This window comes from Streptomyces luteolifulvus (assembly GCF_008806595.1).
GTDB classification, from domain to species: Bacteria; Actinomycetota; Actinomycetes; order Streptomycetales; family Streptomycetaceae; genus Streptomyces; species Streptomyces luteolifulvus.
In genome coordinates this window covers 139,139-161,215 of record NZ_VZRB01000007.1, presented here as the reverse complement: position 1 = coordinate 161,215, position 22,077 = coordinate 139,139, and the positions used below count along the sequence as shown (strand labels likewise).

18 protein-coding genes are annotated in these 22,077 nt (G+C 71.5%); 11 read left to right on the top strand and 7 right to left on the bottom strand.

From position 1 onward, the window contains the following. Positions 1-87: 87 nt before the first annotated feature. Positions 88-1,818, top strand: coding sequence for an N-acyl-D-amino-acid deacylase family protein (locus F7R91_RS12815; RefSeq protein ID WP_150947746.1), 1,731 nt, complete (start codon positions 88-90; stop codon positions 1,816-1,818). Next, positions 1,815-3,275, top strand: a complete 1,461-nt coding sequence (locus tag F7R91_RS12810; protein ID WP_225320624.1) for an aldehyde dehydrogenase family protein — start codon at positions 1,815-1,817, stop codon at positions 3,273-3,275. The genes F7R91_RS12815 and F7R91_RS12810 overlap by 4 nt, the downstream gene beginning before the upstream one ends. 11 nt (positions 3,276-3,286) lie before the next feature. Here F7R91_RS12810 and F7R91_RS12805 read toward each other — a convergent pair whose 3' ends face one another. Beyond that, complete coding sequence (locus F7R91_RS12805) at positions 3,287-3,685, bottom strand: nitroreductase/quinone reductase family protein (protein WP_150947744.1); 399 nt, start codon at positions 3,683-3,685, stop codon at positions 3,287-3,289. 99 nt (positions 3,686-3,784) lie between these two features. Here F7R91_RS12805 and F7R91_RS12800 point away from each other — a divergent pair, with 99 nt between their 5' ends. Continuing rightward, positions 3,785-4,606 (top strand): endonuclease/exonuclease/phosphatase family protein, encoded by an 822-nt coding sequence (locus F7R91_RS12800; RefSeq protein WP_150948054.1) that lies wholly within the window; start codon positions 3,785-3,787, stop codon positions 4,604-4,606. 9 nt (positions 4,607-4,615) lie between these two features. Here the strand turns inward: F7R91_RS12800 and F7R91_RS12795 are convergent, their stop codons facing one another. Next, complete coding sequence (locus F7R91_RS12795; RefSeq protein ID WP_150947742.1) at positions 4,616-6,127, bottom strand: CehA/McbA family metallohydrolase; 1,512 nt, start codon at positions 6,125-6,127, stop codon at positions 4,616-4,618. Positions 6,128-6,332: 205 nt separating this feature from the next. Here F7R91_RS12795 and F7R91_RS12790 point away from each other — a divergent pair, with 205 nt between their 5' ends. The 3 genes from F7R91_RS12790 (at position 6,333) to F7R91_RS12780 (ending at position 10,522) form a co-directional block, all read left to right on the top strand. After that, positions 6,333-7,208 (top strand): LLM class F420-dependent oxidoreductase, encoded by an 876-nt coding sequence (locus tag F7R91_RS12790; protein ID WP_150947740.1) that lies wholly within the window; start codon positions 6,333-6,335, stop codon positions 7,206-7,208. Positions 7,209-7,277: 69 nt separating this feature from the next. Then, complete coding sequence (locus tag F7R91_RS12785) at positions 7,278-9,863, top strand: bifunctional FO biosynthesis protein CofGH (protein WP_150947739.1); 2,586 nt, start codon at positions 7,278-7,280, stop codon at positions 9,861-9,863. Between the two features lie 83 nt (positions 9,864-9,946). Next, complete coding sequence (locus F7R91_RS12780) at positions 9,947-10,522, top strand: hypothetical protein (RefSeq protein WP_408056027.1); 576 nt, start codon at positions 9,947-9,949, stop codon at positions 10,520-10,522. Here the strand turns inward: F7R91_RS12780 and F7R91_RS12775 are convergent. After that, on the bottom strand, positions 10,506-11,054 hold the full coding sequence (locus F7R91_RS12775) for a DUF2165 domain-containing protein (RefSeq protein WP_150947735.1): 549 nt from the start codon (positions 11,052-11,054) through the stop codon (positions 10,506-10,508). The genes F7R91_RS12780 and F7R91_RS12775 overlap by 17 nt on opposite strands. A 196-nt stretch (positions 11,055-11,250) precedes the next feature. Between F7R91_RS12775 and F7R91_RS12770 the strand changes: the two genes are divergently transcribed. Then, on the top strand, positions 11,251-12,366 hold the full coding sequence (locus tag F7R91_RS12770; RefSeq protein WP_150947733.1) for an ADP-ribosylglycohydrolase family protein: 1,116 nt from the start codon (positions 11,251-11,253) through the stop codon (positions 12,364-12,366). A gap of 31 nt (positions 12,367-12,397) precedes the next feature. On the opposite strand, the gene F7R91_RS12765 is transcribed toward F7R91_RS12770, so the two are convergent. Continuing rightward, on the bottom strand, positions 12,398-13,183 hold the full coding sequence (locus tag F7R91_RS12765; RefSeq protein WP_150947731.1) for an SDR family oxidoreductase: 786 nt from the start codon (positions 13,181-13,183) through the stop codon (positions 12,398-12,400). 80 nt (positions 13,184-13,263) lie between these two features. On the opposite strand from F7R91_RS12765, the gene F7R91_RS12760 reads away from it, so the two are divergent. Then, positions 13,264-14,103, top strand: a complete 840-nt coding sequence (locus F7R91_RS12760) for a hypothetical protein (RefSeq protein WP_150947729.1) — start codon at positions 13,264-13,266, stop codon at positions 14,101-14,103. Between the two features lie 11 nt (positions 14,104-14,114). On the opposite strand, the gene F7R91_RS12755 is transcribed toward F7R91_RS12760, so the two are convergent. Next, positions 14,115-15,938: an MFS transporter gene (locus F7R91_RS12755; RefSeq protein ID WP_150947727.1), complete on the bottom strand. Its 1,824-nt coding sequence runs from the start codon at positions 15,936-15,938 to the stop codon at positions 14,115-14,117. Between the two features lie 185 nt (positions 15,939-16,123). Continuing rightward, positions 16,124-18,619, bottom strand: a complete 2,496-nt coding sequence (locus tag F7R91_RS12750) for a D-alanyl-D-alanine carboxypeptidase family protein (RefSeq protein ID WP_225320623.1) — start codon at positions 18,617-18,619, stop codon at positions 16,124-16,126. Between the two features lie 222 nt (positions 18,620-18,841). Here F7R91_RS12750 and F7R91_RS12745 point away from each other — a divergent pair, with 222 nt between their 5' ends. The 3 genes from F7R91_RS12745 (at position 18,842) to F7R91_RS12735 (ending at position 21,185) form a co-directional block, all read left to right on the top strand. Next, entirely contained in the window at positions 18,842-19,597 is a 756-nt protein-coding gene (locus F7R91_RS12745; RefSeq protein WP_150947725.1) for a GOLPH3/VPS74 family protein, read from the top strand. A gap of 360 nt (positions 19,598-19,957) precedes the next feature. Continuing rightward, positions 19,958-20,815, top strand: a complete 858-nt coding sequence (locus tag F7R91_RS12740) for a helix-turn-helix domain-containing protein (RefSeq protein WP_150947724.1) — start codon at positions 19,958-19,960, stop codon at positions 20,813-20,815. A gap of 181 nt (positions 20,816-20,996) precedes the next feature. Then, positions 20,997-21,185 (top strand): DUF397 domain-containing protein, encoded by a 189-nt coding sequence (locus F7R91_RS12735; protein ID WP_150947722.1) that lies wholly within the window; start codon positions 20,997-20,999, stop codon positions 21,183-21,185. A 219-nt stretch (positions 21,186-21,404) separates the two neighbouring features. On the opposite strand, the gene F7R91_RS12730 is transcribed toward F7R91_RS12735, so the two are convergent. Further along, on the bottom strand, positions 21,405-21,902 hold the full coding sequence (locus F7R91_RS12730) for a glutathione peroxidase (RefSeq protein WP_150947720.1): 498 nt from the start codon (positions 21,900-21,902) through the stop codon (positions 21,405-21,407). Positions 21,903-22,077: the final 175 nt, after the last annotated feature.

Below are 22,077 nucleotides of genomic sequence, written 5' to 3'. Positions count from 1 at the left end.
GCGCCCACGCGGCGGAGCCGCACATCGATACAGCCCCGCGCCCCTGAAGGGGCGCTCACCGCACCGTAGTTCAAGGAGGCAAGCTCCATGCTCGATCACGTCATCAAAGGCGCGACCCTCGTCGATGGGACGGGCGCGCCGGCCCGCACCGCCGACGTGGGGATACGGGATGGACGGATAGCCGCGATCGGCACGGTCACCGAAGAGTCCCGAACCGTCGAAGACGCCGCCGGGCTCGTCCTCGCCCCCGGATTCGTCGACCCTCACACGCACTACGACGCCCAGCTGTTCTGGGACCCGTACGCCACGCCCTCCCTGAACCACGGGGTGACCACGGTCGCGGCCGGGAACTGCGGGTTCACGCTCGCGCCGCTGAACCCGGACCGGCCCGAGGATGCCGACTACACCCGGCGCATGATGTCCAAGGTCGAAGGCATGTCGCTGGTTGCCCTGGAGGAGGGGGCTCCCTGGAACTGGAACGCGTTCGGGGAGTATCTGGACGCTCTCCAAGGGCGGATCGCCGTCAACGCCGGTTTCATGGTGGGGCATTGCGCGTTGCGGCGGTATGTGATGGGGCCGGACGCGGTGGGCGGGCAGCCGACCGAGGAGCAGCTTGCCGCCATGCTGCGGCTCTTCGATGAGGCCATGGACGCCGGTGCCTGGGGTTTCTCCACCACCCAGTCGTCCACCCACTCCGACGGCGACGGGCAGCCGGTCGCCTCCCGGCATGCCCGGCCCGCGGAGCTGCTCGCCCTCGCCAAGGCCGTGGGCGAGCACGAGGGCACACAGATCGAGGCGATCGTCGCGGGCTGCCTCGATCAGTTCAGCGACGCCGAGATCGATCTGTTCGTGGAGATGAGCGCGGCGGCGGGGCGGCCCCTGAACTGGAACGTCCTGACCGTCGACGCGGCCGTGCCCGAGCGGGTGCCCCGGCAGCTGGAGGCCAGTGAGCGCGCGCGGAAGGCCGGCGGCCGGGTGGTGGCGCTGACCATGCCGATCCTCACGCCGATGAACATGTCCCTGGGCACCTTCTGCGCGCTGAACCTGATCCCCGGGTGGGGGCCCATCCTGGGCCTTCCGGTGCCGGAGCGGATCGCGCGGCTGCGGGACCCCGGCGTGCGGGCGGAGATGCTGCGGCGCGCCGACTCCAAGGAGGCGGGCGTCTTCCGGCGGCTGGCGCACTTCGGGCGGTACGTCATCGGCGACACCTACAGCGAGGCGAACCGGGGCCTGAGCGGACGGGTGGTCAACGACATCGCGGCCGAGCGGGGCACGGACCCCTTCACCTGCCTGGTGGAGATCTGCGCGGCGGACGAGCTGCGTACGGTGCTGTGGCCGATGCCGACCGACAACGACCCCGCGTCCTGGGCGCTGCGGGCCGAGACCTGGCAGCACGAGGACGTGCTGCTCGGCGGCTCCGACGCGGGCGCGCATCTGGACCGCATGTGCGGGGCGCCGTACACCACCCGCTTCCTCGGCGACTGTCTGCGCGGCCGGAAGCTGGCCGGCCTCGAGCAGGCCGTGAAGATGCTCACGGACGACCCGGCGCGGCTGTTCGGTCTGCGCGAGCGGGGGCGGGTGCGGGAGGGGTTCCATGCGGACCTGGTCCTCTTCGACCCGGAACGGATCGACGCGGGCACGGCCACCCTGGTGCACGACCTGCCGGGTGACAGTCCGCGGCTGGACTCCAGGGCGATCGGCGTGCGGGCCGTGTGGGTCAACGGGGTCGAGACGATCCGGGACGACGTGGTGACCGGGCGGGTGCCGGGGCGGGTGCTGCGCTCCGGGCGGGACACCCGGACGGTGAGCACCCGGTGACCGGGCAGTACCCGGTGGCCAGGTTGTTCGTCGATGGCGCGTGGGTGGAGCCGGACGGCGGTCACTACGAGGTCGTCGACCCGGCGACCGAGGAGACCGTCGGGTGGGCGCCGGAGGCCTCGCGGGATCAGGTGCACGCGGCCTGTGCCGCGGCCCGTGAGGCCTTCGGGCCGTGGTCGCGCAGGCCCGCCGAGGAGCGGGCGGCGGTTCTGGCCAGGGCGGCGGGGATCATCCGCGAGCGCACGGTGCCGTACGCGGAGCTGGCGCAGGCGGAGACCGGCGCGACGACCGGGACGGCACGCGGGATGCAGGTGGGGGTGGCCGCGGCCCGTTTCCGGCGGTACGCGCGCGTGGAGCCCGCGGAGTGGGCGATCCCTCCGCAGATCAACGAGGCGGGACCCATGGGGCGGGCGGGTGTGATGGGCGCGCTGGCCGTGCGGCAGCCCGTCGGGGTCGTCACCTGCATCACCTCGTACAACAACCCCTGGGCGAACCCGGCCGGAAAGATCGCGCCGGCGCTCGCGATGGGCAACACCGTGGTCGTGAAGCCGGCCCCGCAGGACCCGCTGTCCGTCTACCGGATGGCCGAGGCGCTGGAGGAGGCCGGGGCGCCCGCCGGGGTCGTGAACGTGGTCTCCGGCCGGTCGGTCGAGGTCGGTGAGGCGGCCGTGGACTCGCCCGACGTCGACATGGTCAGTTTCACCGGCTCAACGGCGGTCGGGCAGCGCATCGCCGAGGTGTGCGGGCGGGCGATGAAGCGGCAGTTGATGGAGCTGGGCGGCAAGGGCGCGGCCGTCGTCTTCGACGACGCGGACCTCGGGTCGGCCGTGGCGGGGATCGGCACCACCTTCTCCTTCTACAGCGGGCAGATCTGCACGGCGCCGACCCGGGTGCTGGCACAGCGCGGGGTGTACGACCGACTGGTGGACCAACTCGCCGCGTATGCGGGCCGGTTGAAGGTGGGCGATCCACGGGAGCCGGACACCGCGGTCGGGCCGGTCATCTCGGCCGCGCACCGGGACCGGGTGGAGTCGTACGTCGAACTCGGCCGCAAGGAGGGGGCGACGGTGGCGGCCGGCGGTGAACGGCCGCCGTACGACCGGGGTTTTTACGTCGGCCCGACCCTCCTCGCGGACTGCACCAACGACATGCGCGTCGCCCGGGAGGAGATCTTCGGTCCGGTCGTGGTCGTCGTCCCCTTCGACGACGAGGACGAGGGGATCGCCGTCGCCAACGACAGCGACTACGGCCTGATCGACTACGTCTGGTCGGGCGACGTGGCCCGCGCCTTCCGCGTGGCACGGCGGCTGCGGGCCGGCGGGGTCGGGATCAACACCGTCGGCCGCAACATGGAGGCGCCGTTCGGGGGGTTCAAGCAGAGCGGGGTCGGCCGGGACGTCGGCTCGTACGCGCTGCACGCCTACAGCGAGGTGCAGGCGATCGTGTGGCCCGGGTGACGGTCAGAGCCTCAGACATCGAGATCCACGCGCACGGTCAGCAGCCCGGACCCTATCGCCCGTACCGCGGCACTGTTGAGCAGCGGCAGGCTCCGCAGACGGGCGACGGCGTCGTCCTCCGGCAGGAGATGAGCGGTCCCGGTGTGCCAGCGGCCCCCGATGCGTACGCGGACCCTCGGGTCGGCCTTGATGTTGCGCACGTACTGCGACCGCTCCCCAAACTCGGACACCAGCCAGAAGGCCCCGCCGATCCGCCGGCCGCCCACCGGGGTCCGCCGGGGCAGGCCCGAGGAGCGGCCGGTGGTCTCCAGGACGGTCTGGAAGGGGAGTCTGCGCAGCACCGGGTTGAGGCGGCGCTGGACGGCCGTGACGGCCCGGTACTTGGACTCGGAGTGGCGCGGCGCGGTCACTGAGACTCCCGTCTCTTGTCTCCCGTCTCCGGCCCCGCGCCGGTGACGGTGGTCTTCAATGGTCCCAACCTTGGCGGCGAGTCACTGGGCGGGGCTGCGATGCGCGTCGTGAGCTGGAATCTGTGGTGGCGGTTCGGCCCCTGGGCCGAACGGCAGAAGGCCGTGCTGGCCGTCCTGCGGGAGCTGGAGCCGGATGTCGTCGGCCTCCAGGAGGTGTGGTCGGCCGACGGCGAGAACCTCGCCGAGTGGCTGGCGGGCGAACTCGGCCTGCACTGGGCGTGGGCCCCCTCCCCGGCGTCCGAGCGCTGGCAGCGCCGGATCGGGGACCCGTCCGTCGAGGCCGGCAACGCGGTGCTGAGCCGGTGGCCGGTGGTGGACCGGGCCGTACTGCGCTTACCTGCCCCCGAGGAACTGGACGACGGACGCCTGGCCCTGTACACCCGGCTGGCCGCCCCCGCCCACGAGGTCCCCTTCTTCACCACGCATCTCACCTCGGCCACCGACGCCTCGGCCGTACGCTGCCAACAGGTCACCGCCCTCGCGGAGTTCGTCGCCGCACACCGGGGCGGCACCGGCTTCCCCCCGGTCGTCACGGGCGACTTCAACGCCTGGCCGGACTCCGACGAGATCCGCCTCTTCGGCGGCTACAAGACCGCACCGGCCGTGCCCGGCCAGGTCTTCTTCGACGCCTGGGAGTACGCCGACCGGGCGGCACCGTCCGCGACCTGGGACCCGGCGAACCCGTATGTCGGGGCCGGCTTCAGCCCGGCCGTACGCGTCGACTACATCCACGTCGGCCCACCCGGCCCGCGCGGCCTCGGCCACGTCCGCACGGTCCGCCGCGCGGGCGACGGCCCCGTGGACGGGGTGTGGCCGTCGGACCACATGGCGGTGGTGGCGGACCTGGCGGCAGCCGGGTGAAGGCCGTGCTCAACGCCCCAGGAAGATCGGATTCGTGAACGCCGCCAACGCCCCCGGCAGCGGCCCCGCCGCCGTCTCGTGCCGTAGCTCCGCCCGTACGTAGGCCGCGTACGCGGGAGTCGTGTGCCATTCGGCGGCGCCCTCGCCCGAGACCGGCAGCGGGGCACTGGTGAACAGCACGCCCTGGTCCGTGACGAAGCGGATCGTGCAGCGTGGGGCGCCCGTCACCTCCAGGCGGACGGTCACCGGGGTGTCCCGATCGGTCTTCAGACGTTCTCCGATGCCCGCGTGTTCGCCCCGGCCGCCGCTCGCCCTGAACGACAGGGAGACCCTGCTCGACTCGGCCACGTACGACCGTCCCGCCCGGATCCCGTCCTGGATGGCCTCCCGGGTCAGGTCGTCGGCCAGGACCACCGTCTGGGGCAGGCCGACCACGTCGGGGTCCCGGTGCGCGTCGCTGTTGCCCATGGCCGGGATCCAGTCCCCTCCGCCCTCCCGCACGGACGCCACCAGCATCCCGTCCCAGTCCAGCAGCGCCACCTCGTCGTCCGGGGTGTAGGGGCCGTTCCACACCTCGACCGCGTCCGCCTCGCCGAAGCCGAACTTCCAGTTGCAGCCGATGCAGGTGGCGTGCGGGTGGGCGGGCACGACCAGGCCGCCGGCCCGGCGGATCCGGCGGGCGAAGCGGCCGAAGCGGTTGTCGCGGGCCCGGTAGCGCCAGTCGACGAACGTGCCGGGCTCGGTGCCCAGCGCCAGCACATGGCCGTTGCGGGTCGTGACCTCCTCGCCCAGCATCACCAGCAGGTCGTCCCCGGCCACGTCCGCCCAGTGCGCGTGCGCGGCGTGCGTGTTGTGCTCCGAGGTGTTGATGAAGTCCAGGCCCGCCGCCCGGGCGAGGGCCCCGATCTGGGCGGGGGTGCGGCGGCCGTCCGAGTACCAGGAGTGCAGATGGCAGTCGCCCCGGTACCAGGCCCGGCCCCGCCCCTTGGCACGGGCGGGCGGGTACTCCGGCTCGACCGCGTCGCCCTGCTCGCCGTAGGCCAGCGTGATGGTGATCTCGTACGACAGGCCCTGCGGAGCGACCGTGTACGGGCCGAGCGCGATGTGCCAGGTGCCTTCCCGGACCGGCCCGGGGAGGTATCCCGGTGTCGCGTCGTCCGCGCGCAGGAAGAACTCCGTGCGGGCCCCGCCCGACCAGCCCCGGAAGCCCTGGCCGCCCAGCTCGGTGCCGCGCTCGTCGAAGATGCCGATGTCGAGGGCGTTGCCCGCCGTGCCGGCCGGCACGGGCGGCCTGTCGTAGGTGTACGCGACCTTGATCTCGTGTACGCCGGAGGGGACTTCGACGGGGACGTAGACGAAGTCGGGGGAGCCGGTGGGCAGCGTGCCCCGTACCGTCCTCGTCTCCCGGCCCTCGCTGCGGCCGGCCGCTGACGCGAAGCTCACGCTTCCCAACGTAAGCGCCGCGGCGGCTCCCGTCACGAACACGGCGCGTCGTCCGATCCCGGAATGCTCCTCGCACATGCTGCTGCTCCCAAGGTGTCGTGAGTGACATGACATGGGTGGTGCAGGGGTGGTGCGCGCAACGTTCGTATTCAGGCGTGAACTGCCTTGCAAGGGAAGGGAATCGACAGCTTTCGACTGAGCAGCGGTCGTCTCCGGAATGAGTGCTGACCAGTCGGTAACAGTCGGTATCGACATCCGGGGTCCCGCCCGGTACAGATGGGACATGCGCATCTCCGTGACGATCTTCCTCACCGACGAGACGATCACCCCCGTCCGGCTCGCCCGTGAGCTGGAACAGCGTGGCTTCGCCGGGCTCTATCTGCCCGAGCACACCCACATCCCGGTCGAGCGCACCACCCCGTACCCGGCCGGTGGCGAGCTGCCCCCCGAGTACGGCCGCACCCTCGATCCCTTCGTGGCGCTCGCCCAGGCCGCCGCCGTCACCGAGCGCCTCGGCCTCGGCACCGGCGTCACGCTCGTCACCGAGCACGATCCGATCGGCCTCGCCAAGCAGATCGCGACCCTGGACCACCTCTCCGGCGGACGTTTCACCCTCGGCGTCGGCTTCGGCTGGAACGTGGAGGAAGCCGCCGACCACGGCGTCGAGTGGCCTGCGCGGCGCGAGCTGGTCCGGGACCGGATGGGGCTGATGCGCGCCCTGTGGGCGGAGGAACCCGCCGCGTACGAGGGGGAGTTCGCGAGCGTGCGCGCCAGCTTCGCCCACCCCAAGCCGACGCAGAAGCCGCGCGGTCCGGTCGTCGGTCCGCGCACGCTCGTCGGCGGGGCGGCCGGGCCGAAGCTGTTTGCGCACATCTGCGAGTACGCCGACGGATGGCTGCCGATCGGCGGGCGCGGTCTGTCGGAGTCGCTGCCCCTGCTGCGCGCCGCCTGGGCCGACGCGGGCCGCGACCCGGGCGCCCTCCAGGTCGTCCCGTACGCCGTCCACCCGAGCCCTGGCAAGCTCGCCCACTACGCCGGCCTCGGCATCGAGGAGACCGTCGTCCAGCTGCCCCCGGCCGGGGAGACGGAGGTGCTGCGGCTCCTGGACGCGTACGCGACGTACGTGACCGGAACCGCCGACTCCAGTGACACCGTGTAACGACCGCCGCCCGGGGGCGAATCGGGCAGCGCCTGTCTTCCCTGATCACCCCGCTCGTATGCTCGAACAATGACGACTTCCGCGACCTCCGGAACCGGCCCGACCGAGAACTCCATGCGTCGCGCCCTCAAACGCGCCCGGGACGGCGTCGCCCTCGACGTCGCCGAGGCGGCGGTGCTCCTTCAGGCACGCGGCGAGGCACTTCAGGACCTCGCCGCGTCCGCCGCCCGGGTGCGGGACGCGGGCCTCGAAGCGGCCGGCCGCCCCGGGGTCATCACGTACTCGAAGAGCGTCTTCATCCCCCTCACCCGGCTGTGCCGGGACAAGTGCCACTACTGCACCTTCGTCACCGTCCCCGGCAAGCTGCGCCGGGCCGGGCACGGGATGTTCATGTCGCCCGACGAGGTGCTCGACGTGGCCCGCCGCGGCGCCGCCCTCGGCTGCAAGGAAGCCCTCATCACCCTCGGCGACAAGCCGGAGGACCGCTGGCCCGAGGCGCGCGAATGGCTCGACGCGCACGGCTACGACGACACCATCGCCTACGTCCGGGCGATCTCGATCCGCATCCTGGAGGAGACGGGGCTGCTGCCCCACCTCAACCCCGGGGTCATGACCTGGACGGACTTCCAGCGTCTGAAGCCCGTCGCCCCGTCCATGGGCATGATGCTGGAGACCACCGCGACCCGTCTGTGGTCCGAGCCCGGCGGCCCGCACCACGGCTCCCCGGACAAGGAGCCCGCCCTGCGGCTGCGCGTCCTCGAGGACGCCGGCCGCTCCTCCGTGCCCTTCACCTCCGGCATCCTGATCGGGATCGGCGAGACGTACGAGGAGCGCGCCGAGTCGCTGTTCGCGCTGCGCCGCGTCTCCCGGTCGTACCACGGCATCCAGGAACTGATCATCCAGAACTTCCGCGCCAAGCCGGACACGGCCATGCGCGGCATGCCGGACGCGGAACTCGACGAACTGGTCGCGACGGTGGCGGTGGCCCGGCACATCATGGGGCCCGCCGCCTGTCTCCAGGCGCCGCCGAACCTCGTCGACAGCGAGTACGTGCGGCTGATCGGCGCCGGGATCGACGACTGGGGCGGGGTCTCGCCGCTGACCATCGACCATGTGAACCCGGAGCGCCCCTGGCCGCAGATCGACCTGCTCGCCTCCGAGTCCGCCGCGGCCGGGTTCGCACTGCGCGAACGGCTGTGCGTGTACCCGGAGTTCGTCCAGCGCGGCGAGCCCTGGCTGGACCCGCGGCTGCGTCCGCACGTCCGGGCGCTCGCGGACCCGGAGACGGGACTGGCGCGTGCCGAGGTCCTTCCGGCCGGGCTGCCGTGGCAGGAGCCGGAGGAGGCGTTCACGGCGTCCGGCCGTACCGATCTGCATGTGACGGTCGACACCGAGGGCCGTACGTCCGACCGCCGCGACGACTTCGACGAGGTGTACGGCGACTGGGGTGCCCTGCGTGAGGCGGCCGCGCCCGGCATGGTGCCGGAGCGTATCGACACCGATGTGCGCGAGGCGCTGCGCACCGCGGCCGACGACCCGACGAAGCTGACCGACGCCGAGGCGCTGGCGCTGCTGCACGCGGACGGCGCCGCGCTGGACGCGCTGTGCGCGGTGGCGGACGACGTGCGCCGGTCGGCGGTCGGCGAGGACGTCACGTACATCGTCACGCGCAACATCAACTTCACCAACGTCTGCTACACGGGCTGCCGCTTCTGCGCCTTCGCGCAGCGCCGCACGGACGCCGACGCGTACACCCTGTCGCTGGAGCAGGTCGCGGACCGGGCGCAGCAGGCCTGGGACGTGGGCGCGGTGGAGGTCTGCATGCAGGGCGGCATCCACCCGGACCTGCCGGGCACGGCGTACTTCGACCTTGCGAAGGCGGTGAAGTCCCGTGTCCCCGGGATGCATGTGCACGCCTTCTCCCCGATGGAGGTCGTCAACGGCGCGACGAGGACCGGACTTTCGATCCGCGAGTGGCTGACCGCCGCGAAGGAGGCCGGGCTGGACTCCATCCCCGGCACGGCGGCGGAGATCCTCGACGACGAGGTCCGCTGGGTGCTGACCAAGGGCAAGCTGCCGACGGCGACCTGGATCGAGGTCGTCACGACGGCACACGAACTGGGCATCCGGTCGAGCTCGACGATGATGTACGGCCATGTGGACCAGCCCCGCCACTGGCTCGGCCATCTGCGGACCCTGGCCACGATCCAGCAACGGACGGGCGGCTTCACGGAGTTCGTGACGTTGCCCTTCATCCACACCAACGCGCCCGTGTACCTGGCGGGGATCGCGCGCCCGGGCCCGACGACCCGCGACAACCGGGCGGTGACGGCGATGGCGAGGCTGCTGCTGCACCCGTGGATCCCGAACATCCAGACCAGCTGGGTGAAGCTGGGCACGGAGGGCGCGGCGGAGATGCTGCGCTCGGGCGCCAACGACCTGGGCGGCACGCTGATGGAGGAGACGATCTCCCGCATGGCGGGCTCCTCCTACGGCTCGTACAAGTCCGTCAAGGAGCTGATCGCGGTGGCGGAGGCGGCGGGTCGCCCGGCGCGTCCGCGTACGACGCTGTACGGGGAGGTGCCGGAGGAACGGCAGCGGGCGGCGGCGGTGTCCGACGGGCATCTTCCGGAGCTGCTGCCGGTGCTGGACTGACAGACCACTGACAGACAGGGAGCTCGCAGTACGATGATCGGACCCCTGTCTGGAGGGGACCGTAGCTGAGGAGATGCGTGCCCGTGCCTGCCCGACTTCCCTCGTGGGCCTGGGTGTCCGGCCTGACGGCGGGGGCGATCGTGGCCGTCGCCGTCCTGGCCGTGCAGGCGGACCGGGGATCGCACCCCACCGCCACGGCCTCGGCCACCCGCCCCAGCGCCTCGGCGTCGAAGGGTGCGCATCCGGGGCCCGGGAAGCCCGCGCCGACGGCCGCTCCGGCGGCCGTTCCCGCGGACTCCGGGACCGGGCGGCGCATCGTCTATTCCCTCGGCCAGAAGCGGGTGTGGCTGGTCGACGCGAGCGACGCGTCCCGCAGCACCTTCGCGGTGTGGCCGGGCACGGTCAGCCCCGACCCCGGCACCTACACGGTCTCCCTCCGCCGCGACGCCACGACCGGCTCCGACGGCGTGAAGATCGAACACATCGTGTACTTCGGCGCCAAGGCGGGCGTCAACTTCGCCTTCTCCAACGCCCTCGACGGCTCCTCACCGCCCCCTGCGTCGGAGACCCGGACGGGCGGAATCCGTATGCGGGTGGCCGACGGGTCGGCGCTGTGGACGTTCGGGTCGACGGGAACGAAGGTCAGGGTCGTGGACTAGCCGGCGCGTCCGGGTGCGTCGGGTCCGGGTGCGTCGGGTCCGGCTGTGTCAGAGGGGCGTTGACGACCAGGAGCACCACTCCGCTGAGCAGAAACACCCGCATCGCCGCGTCCAGCCCGTTCCAGTCCTCCGACTGCCACATCGCGAACCACTCCCCGCCGATCGCGATGAACCCGGCGCCGAACAGCAGCATGAGCATCAGCAGACCGTACGTGGACATGCGGCGGGCTCGTAGACGGTCGCGGCGGATCCAGAGCCAGGTCCCGTAGAGGAGGACGAGGGCCGCAAGGGTCTCCCAGACGATGATGGCGACATAGGCAGCGTCCTGAACTCCCTTGTCGGTTATCGCCCGCCACATCAGATCGTCGTCCTTGAACGTCGTGTCCATGGCCAGAACATGCCGCACGAACTGCTGATTGGTCCCGAAGTCCGTGATGTTCCCGAAGGCGACGAGGACGGTGTAGAGGGCGACGGTGGCGGTGAGGAGGGCGGCGGTGAGAGGGAAGGCGGTGCGTGGGGTAGGGGTGGTCATGACAAGATCCCTTCCCCCGCGCGGCCCACCGCAGCCCGCTCACATTCGGCCAGCGTGTGGAGCGTGAGGTCCGGACTGTTCGCACATGACCGTTTAGTGGCCTTCTGCTTATCTTTGTGTGCCCTGGCGCGCCATTCCCGGTCGATTACAGTGCTGGACTGGACTGGTACCGCGCGGTAGGCGGAAGGAGGGCGAGATGAACGGGACGGGCAATGCCGTCTGGGGGCGCACCGAGCAGCAGGACTTCCGCAGCCGGGTGCGGGGGACGTTGCTCGGTGTGGCCGTCGGCGATGCGCTGGGCGCCCCCCTCGCCGGGCTCTCCCTGGACGAGATCCGGGAAGGGTACGGCGCCGAAGGTCTCGTCGATCTCGCCCCCGCCTACGGCCGGCGCGGCGCCGTCACGCATCTCACCCAGCTCACCCTCTTCACCGTGGACGGGCTGATACGCGCCCAGGTGCGCCGCGACACCGGCGCCTGGCATCCGCCGACCGATCTGCACCGGGCGTATCTGCGCTGGGCCGCCACCCAGCGCGACTGGGGGCCCGACGAGCGCCGCAAGGAGGACGGCTGGCTCGCCCGGGAGGAGTGGCTGTACGCGCGGCGCGATCCCGCGCGCGCCCTGCTGCTCGGGCTCGGCGACGAGACGATGGGGACCCTGGAGGCGCCGAAGAACCCCGGTGAGCCGGGGCCCGAGGCCGCCGCCCGTTCCGCACCCTTCGGGCTGCTCGTCGGCTGGGAGCCGCAGCTTGTCGCCCAGCTCGCCGTGGAGTGCGCCGTCCAGACGCACGGGCATCCCGCCGCCGCCCTCACGGCGGGCGTGTACGCCGTGATCGTGCACGGGCTGGCCTGCGGCGACAGTCTCGACGGGGCCGTGCAGCGGGGGCTCGCCCTGCTCGCCGTCCGCCCCGGGCACCAGCCCGTGTCGGACGCCCTCCAGTACGCGCTCGGTGCGGTGCGGCAAGGGATGCCCACACCGGCCCGCGTCGAGGAGCTCGTCGCGGCCGGTACGGCGGAGGGGGTGCTGGCCGCCGCCGTCTACTGCGCGCTCGTGGGCGAGGACGTACGGCACGGCCTGCGCCTCGCCGTGAACCACGCCGGCCCCTCCGCCGCCACCGGCGCGCTGACCGGCGGCCTCCTCGGCGCCCTGCACGGCGAGACCGCCCTCCCGCCGGCCTGGCTGGCCGAACTGGAGGGCCGTCCCACGCTGCTGGAACTGGCGGACGACTTCGCGATGGAGATGACCCAGGGCCCCGCCCTGCACGGCCCGGCGGGAGCGTCCCCGGGGTGGCTCGCGCGCTATCCGCGGGCCTAGTCGTTCACCGGCCTCACCGAAACGAACAACGTCACCGCATCAGCTCCCCGGCGTTCACCAGGAGCGACTGCCCCGTGATCGCCCGCGCCCGGTCCGAGGCCAGGAACACCGCCGCGTCCGCCACGTCCCCGTCCGTGGCCAGCTCGGGCAGGGCCATCCGCCCGGTCAGCCGGCCCAGTACCTCCGCCTCCGGCACACCCTCCGTGTGCGCCGTGAACTGGACGTACGCCTGCACCGGCGGCCCCCACATCCAGCCCGGCAGCACGGTGTTGACCCGGATCCGGTGCGGCCCGAGCTCCCGCGCCAGCGAGTACATCGCGCTCGTCAGCGCACCCTTGGAGGCCGCGTACGCCGCCTGCCGTACCTGCGAGGGGGCCGCCACCGCCGACTGCGTCCCGATGAACACGACCGAGCCCCCGCACGACTTCAGCGCCGGCAGACACACCCGCGTCATCCGCAGCGTGCCCAGCAGGTTCACATCGATCACCGACTGCCAGGTGGTGAAGTCGGCGTCCTCCAGCCCGCCGAAGCAGGAGTCCCAGGCCGCCACATGGACCACGGCGTCGATCCGCCCGAACCGCGCGGTCGCCAGCGCCGCCAGCTCCGCGCACTGCCCCTCGTCGGTGATGTCCGTGGCCCGGTACGCCGTGTGCGCCCCGTCCGGATCGATGCCGGCGGCGCTCTTCGCGAGGTTCGCCTCGGTGCGGGCCCCGAGCACGGCGTTGCCGCCGTCCCGTACGACCGCGGCGGCGACCTGATGACCCAGCCCCGCCCCGACTCCCGACACGACGACGGTCTTGCCCTCGAGCAGTGACATCCGGCACCTCCCGGCCCTGGCACATTATCTGACGGGGCGTCAGAGTATGGGCGACCGCCGGATGACGGAAGGGGAGCGCCATGTCCAAAGAGACCCGCAGCGAGGTGTACGCCGAGCTGGCCGCCGTGGGCCCGTACGGGGTCCGCCCCGGCCACGCGCTCATCACCATGGTCGAGCCGCACCCCGGCCACGAGTACGCGTACAACCGCTGGTACGAGGACGACCACTACTACGCCGGAGCGATGGCGATGCCCTGGATGTACGCCGGCCGCCGCTGGGTGGCCACCCGGGACCTCCAGCTCCTGCGGTACCCCGAGAAGTCGGCGATCGCCCAGCCGGTCACCGCGGGCTGCTACATCTCGACGTACTGGATCACCGACGGCCGCTACGACGACCACATGAAGTGGACCGTCGGCATCAACAAGCGCCTCAACCGGGACGGCCGCGTCTACCAGGACCGTACGCATGTCTTCACCGCGTTCCAGGATCACGCGGCGACCGTGTACCGGGACGGCGCGGCCGGCCCCCGCGACGTCCACGCACTCGACCACCCCTATGCCGGGCTGGTCCTGGAGGTGATCGACAGCGAGTCCGCCGAGCAGCGGGCCGCGCTGCTGGAGTGGCTGCGCTCGCGGCATCTGCCGAAGCGGGTCGCGGGCTCGCCGGCCGCGCTGGTGACCGTCTTCCGGCCCACACCGCTGCCGGGGGACCGGATGACGTACGTCAAGCAGGTCGAGGGCGTCGACACCCGCCTGACCCTGCTGTGGTTCCTGCAGACCGACCCGCGGGAGTGCTGGGAGGAGCACTTCACCGGCCTGGACGCGGCGGTCGCGGAGTCGGGCCTGGGCAGGGTGGAGCTGGTGGCACCGTTCATTCCGACGGTTCCCGGGACGGACACCTACGTCGACAGGTTGCGCTGATCACTCGCTGGTCACTTCAACGCGTCGGGGCACGGTGTCCCCCGCGGCAACGTATAGGGCGCCGCCAGCCGATACGTTCCCGCCCGCGGAGCGACCAGCATCGTCCACTTGTCGCCCTCCGCGTCCTCCTCCGTCTCCGTCAGGCATCCGTTGACGTTGTCGTACGTCTTCGGCGTGCCCTCGGGCCCGTTCTTGGACGCCTCCGTCTCCTGGGGCGGCTTGAGCTTCTTGCCGTCGGCGTCGACGATGCTCAGCCACGGCGAGTACGGGATGCGGATGAGGACGCGGCCCGCCTTCTTCACCACCATCGTCATCTCGCCCTGCTCGGCCCGCTGGACGACGGCGTTGGGCTCGGCGAGCGGCGCCGGGTCGGTCACCTTGAACAGCTGCCAGTTGGCGTCGCCCCAGATCTGCTTCAGATACGGCATGCCCCGCTGCACCAGCTCCCGCTCGCGCTCGCCGCCGTCGCCGTCGGGCTCGTCCTTCGGCAGGACGACGAAGTGCACGGCCCAGCGCTGGAGCCACTCGTGGTAGTTCGCCGAGTTGAGCGTGTCGTCGTAGAAGAGGGGATTGCGCTCCATGTCGGCCTGGCGGTTCCAGCCGCGGGCCAGATTGACGTACGGGGCGAGGGCGGAGGCCTCCCGGTGGGAGCGGGCGGGTACGACCTCCACACGGCCCTTCTCCGCGCCGACCTCCTGGAGTTCGTTGACGAGCGGCGCCAGCTCGCGCGCCCAGGACGCCGTCGGGGTCGTGTGCACGACGTCGTCGACCGACTTGAACCCGATCCAGCCGCAGAAGCCGGCGAAGGCGACGACTATGGCGTACCACTTGCGGGACCGCGGCACCGCGAAGGGCAGTGCCGCCACCAGAGCCACCCCGGCGAACAGCATCGGCAGCCGGCTGATGTTGGAGCCGATCTGGGAGCTGACCAGCCAGACCAGCACGACCGCGAGGCTGTAGACCCCGGCCGTGATCCGGACCGTCGTCCACTCCCTGGGGACCAGGACGAGGACGAAAATCCCGTACAGCAGCGGCAGGATCACCGAGAAGATCGTCATCGGCTGGGTGCCGGAGAAGGGGAACGCCCAGGCGGAGACGGCCACGACGGCGGTCGGTGCGAGACCCAGCGCCCAGGCGCCGGGGCGCCGCCTCTGCAGGAACATCGCCACCGCCACCAGGCCCACGAACAGGCCGGCGACCGGCGACGACATGGTCGCGAGCGCGGCCAGCGGAGCCGCGCACAGCGCCTTCGCCCACCGCTTGTAGCGCCAGCGGTACGGCCAGCAGAACACGACGGCGACCGCGCCCAGCGCGAACATCGTGCCCAGGCCGAACGTCACGCGCCCCGACGCCGCGTTGCACAGGAACGCGAAGACCCCCGCCAGCGACGCCCACAGCGGGTTCCGCACCGAGCGGCTGCGGATGAGGATCATGGTCAGCAGGCCCGCGGAGACCGTCCCCGCGATCATCATCGTCGTACGGACCCCGAGCACCGACATCAGATACGGCGACACCACGCTGTACGACACCGGGTGCATACCGCCGTACCAGGCGAGGTTGTACGCCGAGTCCGGATGCCGGCCGACGAACTCGGCCCAGGCGTCCTGTGCCGCGAGGTCACCGCCGCTGTTGGCGAACGTGAAGAACCAGACGATGTGCAGGACGCCCGACAGGGCAGTGACGGAGAGTACGGGGTGCCGCAGCAGCCTCTCGCGCACGGCGAGGACGAGGCCCGCGGCCTCCGGCTCGGCCCCGGGCGCGGGCACACGTATTCGCGGACCGGCTCCCGGTCCCGGCTCGGCGTCGTCGGCGCGTGTCGGCTCCGCAGTGGCCACCTGAAAGGCACTCCCCGTGTTCTGTTCTCGGCCGCGTCCCGTTTCCCCCGCGTTGCCGGCCGCGTCCTGGCGGGTTCAGCGCCCGCGTCCCGTGAGCGACGACCTGCCCCGATTCGCGACGCTAGCACGCACGTCGCCGGTGAGCGCCCGGGCGGGCGCCGACCGGCGACGTGCGCGAGGCGGTATCAGCCGAGGCGGGTCAGCTTGTCCGTGAAGCCCGGCTCGACCAGGTCCTTCCCCAGAGCGACCGGGACCTTCACGGCCCCGGCCGCGCCGCCGTCCCCCACGGTGAGGGTGCCCACCTTGGTACCCGCCTTCGCGGAGTGCGGGAGGTCGCCGGGGGCGAAGGACAGCTTCACCTCCAGGCCGGCCCAGCCCACGGCGGGGACGTCCTTGGTGATCACGACGGGTGTACGGCCGCCGAGGCCGTCGTCGACGTAGCCGACGACATCGCCCTTCTTCAGGATCTTCGCCGAGGTCAGCGCGTCCTGCGCGGCCCGGATCAGCTGGTCGCCCGCGTCGATGGCACCGCTGAGGATCGTGTTGTCCGAACCTCCGGGGCCCTGGCCGACGACCGCGCCGACGATGGTCCGCGTCTCGCCGCCGAGCTCCTTCACCGCCGCGAAGACGAGGTTGCCCCCGGCCGCGGTGGTGGTGCCGGTCTTGATGCCGATGACGCCGTTGGAGCCGACCAGACGGTTCCAGTTGGGGTGCTTCTGGCCCTTGTAGTCGACGTACTCCATCATCCGGGCGATCTCGCGGAAGGACTCGTCCTTCATCGCGGCCTTCGCCAGCTTCACCTGGTCCACGGCCGTGGAGACGGTCGTCTTCTCCAGACCCGACGGGTCGGTGTACGTCGTGTTGGTCATCCCGAGTTCCTCGGCGGCGGCGTTCATCTTCGCCACGAAGGCCTTCTCCGACCCGGCGTCCCAGCGCGCGAGCAGCCGGGCCACGTTGTTCGCGGACGCGATCAGGACGCCCTCCAGGGCCTCCCGCTCGGTGATGGTGTCGCCCGCGCGCACCTCGACCGTCGACTCGCCGTCCGCGGTCGCCTGCTCCTCGGCCGTCCGGTCCACCTTGATGTCGCCGCCCTCGCCGCCCTTGAGCGGGTGGTCACGCAGGATCAGGTACGTGGTCATGACCTTGGCGACGCTGGCGATCGGCGCGGGCTTCTGCTCGCCGGACGAGCCGAACGAACCGATGCCCTGGACGTCGAGCGCGCCCTGTCCGTCCGACGGCCACGGAATGGACACCTTGCCGCCGTCGAAGGTGTAGCTCTCCTCGGCGGTGAGGTCGAGGGTCGGGGCGGGCAGCGGGCGCACGGCCTGTGCGATCGCAAAGATGATCGCCAGAAGCAGCACCAGCGGGGTCCAGATCTTGACCCGGCGGATGAGCGTGCGGACCGGGGTCGCCGGGGGCGGCGGGGTGTTCGTCAGCTCCGCCAGCAGGTCCAGCGGCGGCTTCGGCGGCAGCGGCTGCTGCATGGTCCGCTCGGGGCCCGTCTGCCCGACGACCGCGGTGACGTCCGGCGAGGCCGGCTTCGGCGGCGCCGCCGGGCGCGGCTCGTCCAGGGGCTTGAGCGCGACGAACTTGCTGGTGCGGTCGGCCTCGGGCGTGGGCTTGGGCGTCGGCTTGGGCTTGGTGTCGTCCTTGAGCTTCGTGTCCGTGGGCTCCGCGTCCGTGGGCTCCGCGTCCTTCGGCGCCTTGGTCGCGCCGCCGAGCTTCAGCATGGTCGTCGGCTGGTCCACGGCGGGCGCGGACGGCCGTACGGCCTTGAAGACGGCGGTGGGCTGGTCGACGGGACGCTCGTCGTCGCCGGAGCGCTTGGCCCAGGAGGGGGTGCCGGCCTTGGGGGTGCCGGTGCCGGTGCCGGGCTTGGCGGGGGCGCCGGCCTTCGGGGCCGGGTCGGAGGCGGCTTCGTCCGTGTCGTCGTCGGCAGCGGTGTCCGCGGGCTCGTCCTCGTCCGCGGGCTCCTCCGGGGCGTCCGTGTCGACCTCGGCCTCTGCGTCGGCCTCCGCGGCCTCCTCGGGCTCCGTACGGTCGTCGTCGGCGTCGTCCCGGGGCTCCTCGGGCACGGCGTCCTCGACCGCGCCGTCGTCGGCGGCGACGGCCGCGGCTTCCGCGTCGGCGTCACCCTCGGCGTCGGCGTCGGCCTCGTCCGTGGTCTCCGTGGTCTCCGCGGTCCCCTCGGCCTCCACGTCGTCCTCGGCCTCGTCGGAGGTCTCCGCGTCGTCCTCGGCCTGGTCGGAGGCCTCCGCGTCGCCCTCGGTCTCCGCCTCAGCCTCGTGCTCCGTGTCCGCCGACCGCACCCACGCGGCCACGACGTCCCGCAGCCGCTCGTCGCCCGGCCCGGCGTCCGCGCCGTCCCCGGGAGCCGCCTCGTCCGCCGAACCGTTCCCGCCGGTGTCCTGGGCCCCGGGCTCCGGCTCCTCGGCGTCCTCCGGCTCCTCGGCCTGCTCGGTCTCCCGGGTCAGCTCGCGGACCGACAGCACCGTCGTCGCCGTGTCGACGCCCCCGCGGGCGCGTGCGACCTCCAGGCGAGGATCACGTGTCTCCTTCGCCTTGCCGTTCTCGGTCCTGGCTTCGGGAACCGGACCCGCGCTCCCCGACGTCGGTTCTGCCGACGACTCGCGCTGCTTCGACCTGTCGGGGGACTCGCCCGCCACCGATGCCTCCTCCATGCGCTGTACGCTCTCCGTGCGCCAAACGAAACCGTGAACCGTCGCCCGTACACCGCCTCATGGCGCTGTCCGAAGGTTGTACCAGTGTCCTGTGTGCGGGCTCGCCCCACGCGGTAGACGAGAACGACATACCTACTGGTTCCACTACAAACAGGTCACGCACCCTCGACAGACCAATGTGAGAGGGGTCACCCTGTCTTTCATCCACGCGGGGAGGCATGGATGGGCAGGAGCCGCAGAACACTTCCGGAGGAGCTTCTGCTGCTGGCACTGGACCCGGCCACGGGTACCACTGCGCAGCCGCAGTCGCTCGACCTCGGTCTGGCCGGAGCGCAGCTAGTGGAGCTGGCGCTGGCCGGACGGATAGCCCCAGACGGGGATCGTATCGCCGTGGTGGCACCACGGCCGACTGGAGATCCGACTTTGGACTGTGCGTTGGAGCTGCTGCGCAGGCGCGGCGCTCCCGTACGGGCTGTGAACTGGATCGGCGGGCCGCGACTGGGCCTCCGCCAGACCTACCTCTCGCATCTGGAGCGGTGCGGCATGGTGCATGCCGTGGCGGGTCAGATGTGCGGAGTGCTGCCGACGACTCGCTACCAGGCGACGGACACGGCCATCAGCCGGGAGATCAGGGCCCGGCTGGACTCGGCGATCCGCACCGGCGTACCGCCGGACCCGCGGACCGCGGCCCTCGCCGCACTGGCACACGCGGTCGGTCTCGGCAAGCACCTGTATCCGGGCAACGAGGGACGCTCGTCCCGTTCCCGGCTGCGGGACCTGATCAGGCACGACCCCATGGGCGGCCTCGTGGCGCACGCCGTGATGGACGTCCAGAACGGCGTGGCGGCCCAGCCGCGCCGCAGCCCGGCACAGGCCGGCCGCCAGGCCGGACCCGGAGCCAGGCCCGCAGGGGAGCCCGCTCGAGGCGTTCCGCTGCAACCGCGCCGCGGTTCCATGGCGCGCGCCGTGGCCCACTGACCGCAGTCCCACGGCGGCACAACCGCACCACACCCGTACCACCCGCATCATCCGCACCACACCCGCATCACCAGCGCCGCACCGAGCCAGAGAGCCCAGTCCCCAGAACCCGGTACGGGAGCCGCTGGTCCGCGCGGGGCGACGAGACCGTTACGTCCGGGACGACGACACGGTCCGCCGCCCCGCGCGGCCGCATGCGAAGGCATCGCCGCAGGACACTCCGGATCGCCCCGAACCGGCGCGTACGCTGCGCATATCCACGGTTTCCCAGCGGTAGAAAGCACCTTGGTGGCAGTCTGCTCAACAGCAGATACGCAAAGTGGCAAACACAAGGCCCACGCAGCCGGAGGTGCACGTCCCGTGGCGTCCAATGTCAATCCCACAGTCAGGCGACGCCGGCTGGGCCAGGAGCTGCGCAGGCTCCGTGAGCTCAAGGGCATGACCGCCGAGGAAGTGGCGGAACGGCTGCTCGTGTCGCAGTCGAAGATCAGCCGCCTGGAGAACGGCCGGCGCAGCATCAGCCAGCGGGACGTCCGTGATCTGTGCGGGGTCTACGAGGTCGAGGACCAGCGGATCGTCGAGTCGCTGATGCAGATGGCCAAGGACTCGCGCCAGCAGGGCTGGTGGCATGCCTTCGGGGACATCCCGTACAGCGTCTACATCGGCCTGGAGACCGACGCGGAGTCGCTTCGGGTCTACGAACCCCAGGTCGTCCCGGGCCTGTTGCAGACCCGTCAGTACGCGGAGGCCATCATCCAGGGCGCGTTGCCCGAGACCTCGGTCACGGACATCGAGAAGCGGGTCCAGGTCCGGCTGCGGCGGCAGGACCGGATCGCCGCCGAGCGGGACCCGCTCAGGCTGTGGGTGGTCCTGGACGAGGCGGCGCTGCGCCGGGTCGTGGGCAGCCGTCAGGTGATGCGCGAGCAGTTGGAGCACGTCGCCGAGGTGTCCCAGCAGCCGCACATCACCGTGCAGGTGCTGCCCTTCGAGGTCGGGGCGCACCCCGGTATCAACGGCCAGTACGCGATCCTGGAGTTCGCGGACGCGGCCGATTCGAGCGTGGTGTACATCGAGGGCGTGACCAGCGACCTGTATCTGGAGAAGGCCCACGACGTGCAGAAGTACACGGTGATGTACGAGCACCTGCGGGCGCAGGCGCTGAACGTGGACCAGTCGCGTCGGCTCATCGAGGATGTCGCGAAAGAATACGCCCGTTGAGCTTCCCGCGAGTGAAGGGGCGAATGCTACACCCCTGAGTGGGCCGACTGGAAGACTCACCTGGAATATGCCATCCGGTCGAGTGAACGACTCCTCCGGACAGGCAGGGCGGCGAGTAGCGTCGATCACGCCACGATCAAAGGCGTTGGCTCAAACCGTACAACTCGCCACCGGAGCAAAAATGGCAATTCATCAGGGTGCCACGGCAACGTGGACCAAGTCCTCCTACTCCACGGGAAACGGCGCGTGCGTCGAGGTCAAGTCGCCCTCCGCGACACTGGCCGTCCGTGACTCCAAGGTCCCCGAGGGCCCCACCCTGGCGTTCCCCGCCGACGCGTGGAAGGCCTTCGTGGCAGCGGTCAAGGCGTAAGAGGGAGCTTTCTGATCCCCGCCGGACCACCCGATCGGCAACCGCACGATCGAGAAGCACAGGCACCATGGGCACAGCCCTCTCGACCAGTTCGCCGTCCTTGCCGAGAGGGCTGTGTTCCTTTATGGGCTCGGTTTGCCTCATATGGGCCCGGTTCGCCTCAGGTGGCCGTCCGACCGCACACCGTCGAAGCTTCCGCCCCCGACGCCTCCCCAGCCGTCAGCCGGCCAGCTGTGCCTCGATGGCCGTGACGACCTCGGCGGACTCCGGCTCGGTCTGCGGCGAGAAACGGGCGACGACCTTGCCGTCCCGCCCTATCAGGAACTTCTCGAAGTTCCAGCGGATGTCCCCGCTGTGCCCCTCGGCGTCGGCGAAGCCGGTCAGGCGGTCGTACAGGGGGTGCCGGCCCGCACCGTTCACCTCGACCTTCTCGGTCAGCGGGAAGGTCACGCCGTACGTCGCCGAGCAGAACTCGGCGATCTCCTCGGCGGTGCCGGGCTCCTGCCCGAGGAACTGGTTGCAGGGCACGCCGAGCACGGTGAAGCCCTGGGCGGCATACCGCTCCTGCAGCCGCTCCAGCCCGGTGTACTGGGGGGTCAGCCCGCACTTGGAGGCGACGTTCACGACGAGCACGGCCTGCCCGGCGTACTGCGCGAGGTCGGCGGAACCGCCCTTCAGCGCGCCGATCTCGACGTCGTACAAGGATTCAGTAGTCATGCGGCGATGCTAGGGGGTGTCGTTTGGATCATGCCGGCGTCGCGGGGTGTGGCACGCACATCTGCGGCGTTGTCGTCGGTTGCCAACTCCCCCACTCTCGACTTCGCTCGAGCGGGGGGACCCCCATCGCGTTGTCGCCCTCCTCCGCCTTGCAGCTGCACGCACCACACCTCGC

Coding starts and splice junctions, on each gene's coding strand:
- F7R91_RS12815 (WP_150947746.1), top strand. CDS start 88: ATGCTCGATCACGTCATCAAAGGCGCGACCCTCGTCGATGGGACGGGC.
- F7R91_RS12800 (WP_150948054.1), top strand. CDS start 3,785: ATGCGCGTCGTGAGCTGGAATCTGTGGTGGCGGTTCGGCCCCTGGGCC.
- F7R91_RS12795 (WP_150947742.1), bottom strand. CDS start 6,127: ATGTGCGAGGAGCATTCCGGGATCGGACGACGCGCCGTGTTCGTGACG.
- F7R91_RS12790 (WP_150947740.1), top strand. CDS start 6,333: ATGCGCATCTCCGTGACGATCTTCCTCACCGACGAGACGATCACCCCC.
- F7R91_RS12785 (WP_150947739.1), top strand. CDS start 7,278: ATGACGACTTCCGCGACCTCCGGAACCGGCCCGACCGAGAACTCCATG.
- F7R91_RS12775 (WP_150947735.1), bottom strand. CDS start 11,054: ATGACCACCCCTACCCCACGCACCGCCTTCCCTCTCACCGCCGCCCTC.
- F7R91_RS12770 (WP_150947733.1), top strand. CDS start 11,251: ATGAACGGGACGGGCAATGCCGTCTGGGGGCGCACCGAGCAGCAGGAC.
- F7R91_RS12765 (WP_150947731.1), bottom strand. CDS start 13,183: ATGTCACTGCTCGAGGGCAAGACCGTCGTCGTGTCGGGAGTCGGGGCG.
- F7R91_RS12760 (WP_150947729.1), top strand. CDS start 13,264: ATGTCCAAAGAGACCCGCAGCGAGGTGTACGCCGAGCTGGCCGCCGTG.
- F7R91_RS12750 (WP_225320623.1), bottom strand. CDS start 18,619: ATGGAGGAGGCATCGGTGGCGGGCGAGTCCCCCGACAGGTCGAAGCAG.
- F7R91_RS12745 (WP_150947725.1), top strand. CDS start 18,842: ATGGGCAGGAGCCGCAGAACACTTCCGGAGGAGCTTCTGCTGCTGGCA.
- F7R91_RS12735 (WP_150947722.1), top strand. CDS start 20,997: ATGGCAATTCATCAGGGTGCCACGGCAACGTGGACCAAGTCCTCCTAC.
- F7R91_RS12730 (WP_150947720.1), bottom strand. CDS start 21,902: ATGACTACTGAATCCTTGTACGACGTCGAGATCGGCGCGCTGAAGGGC.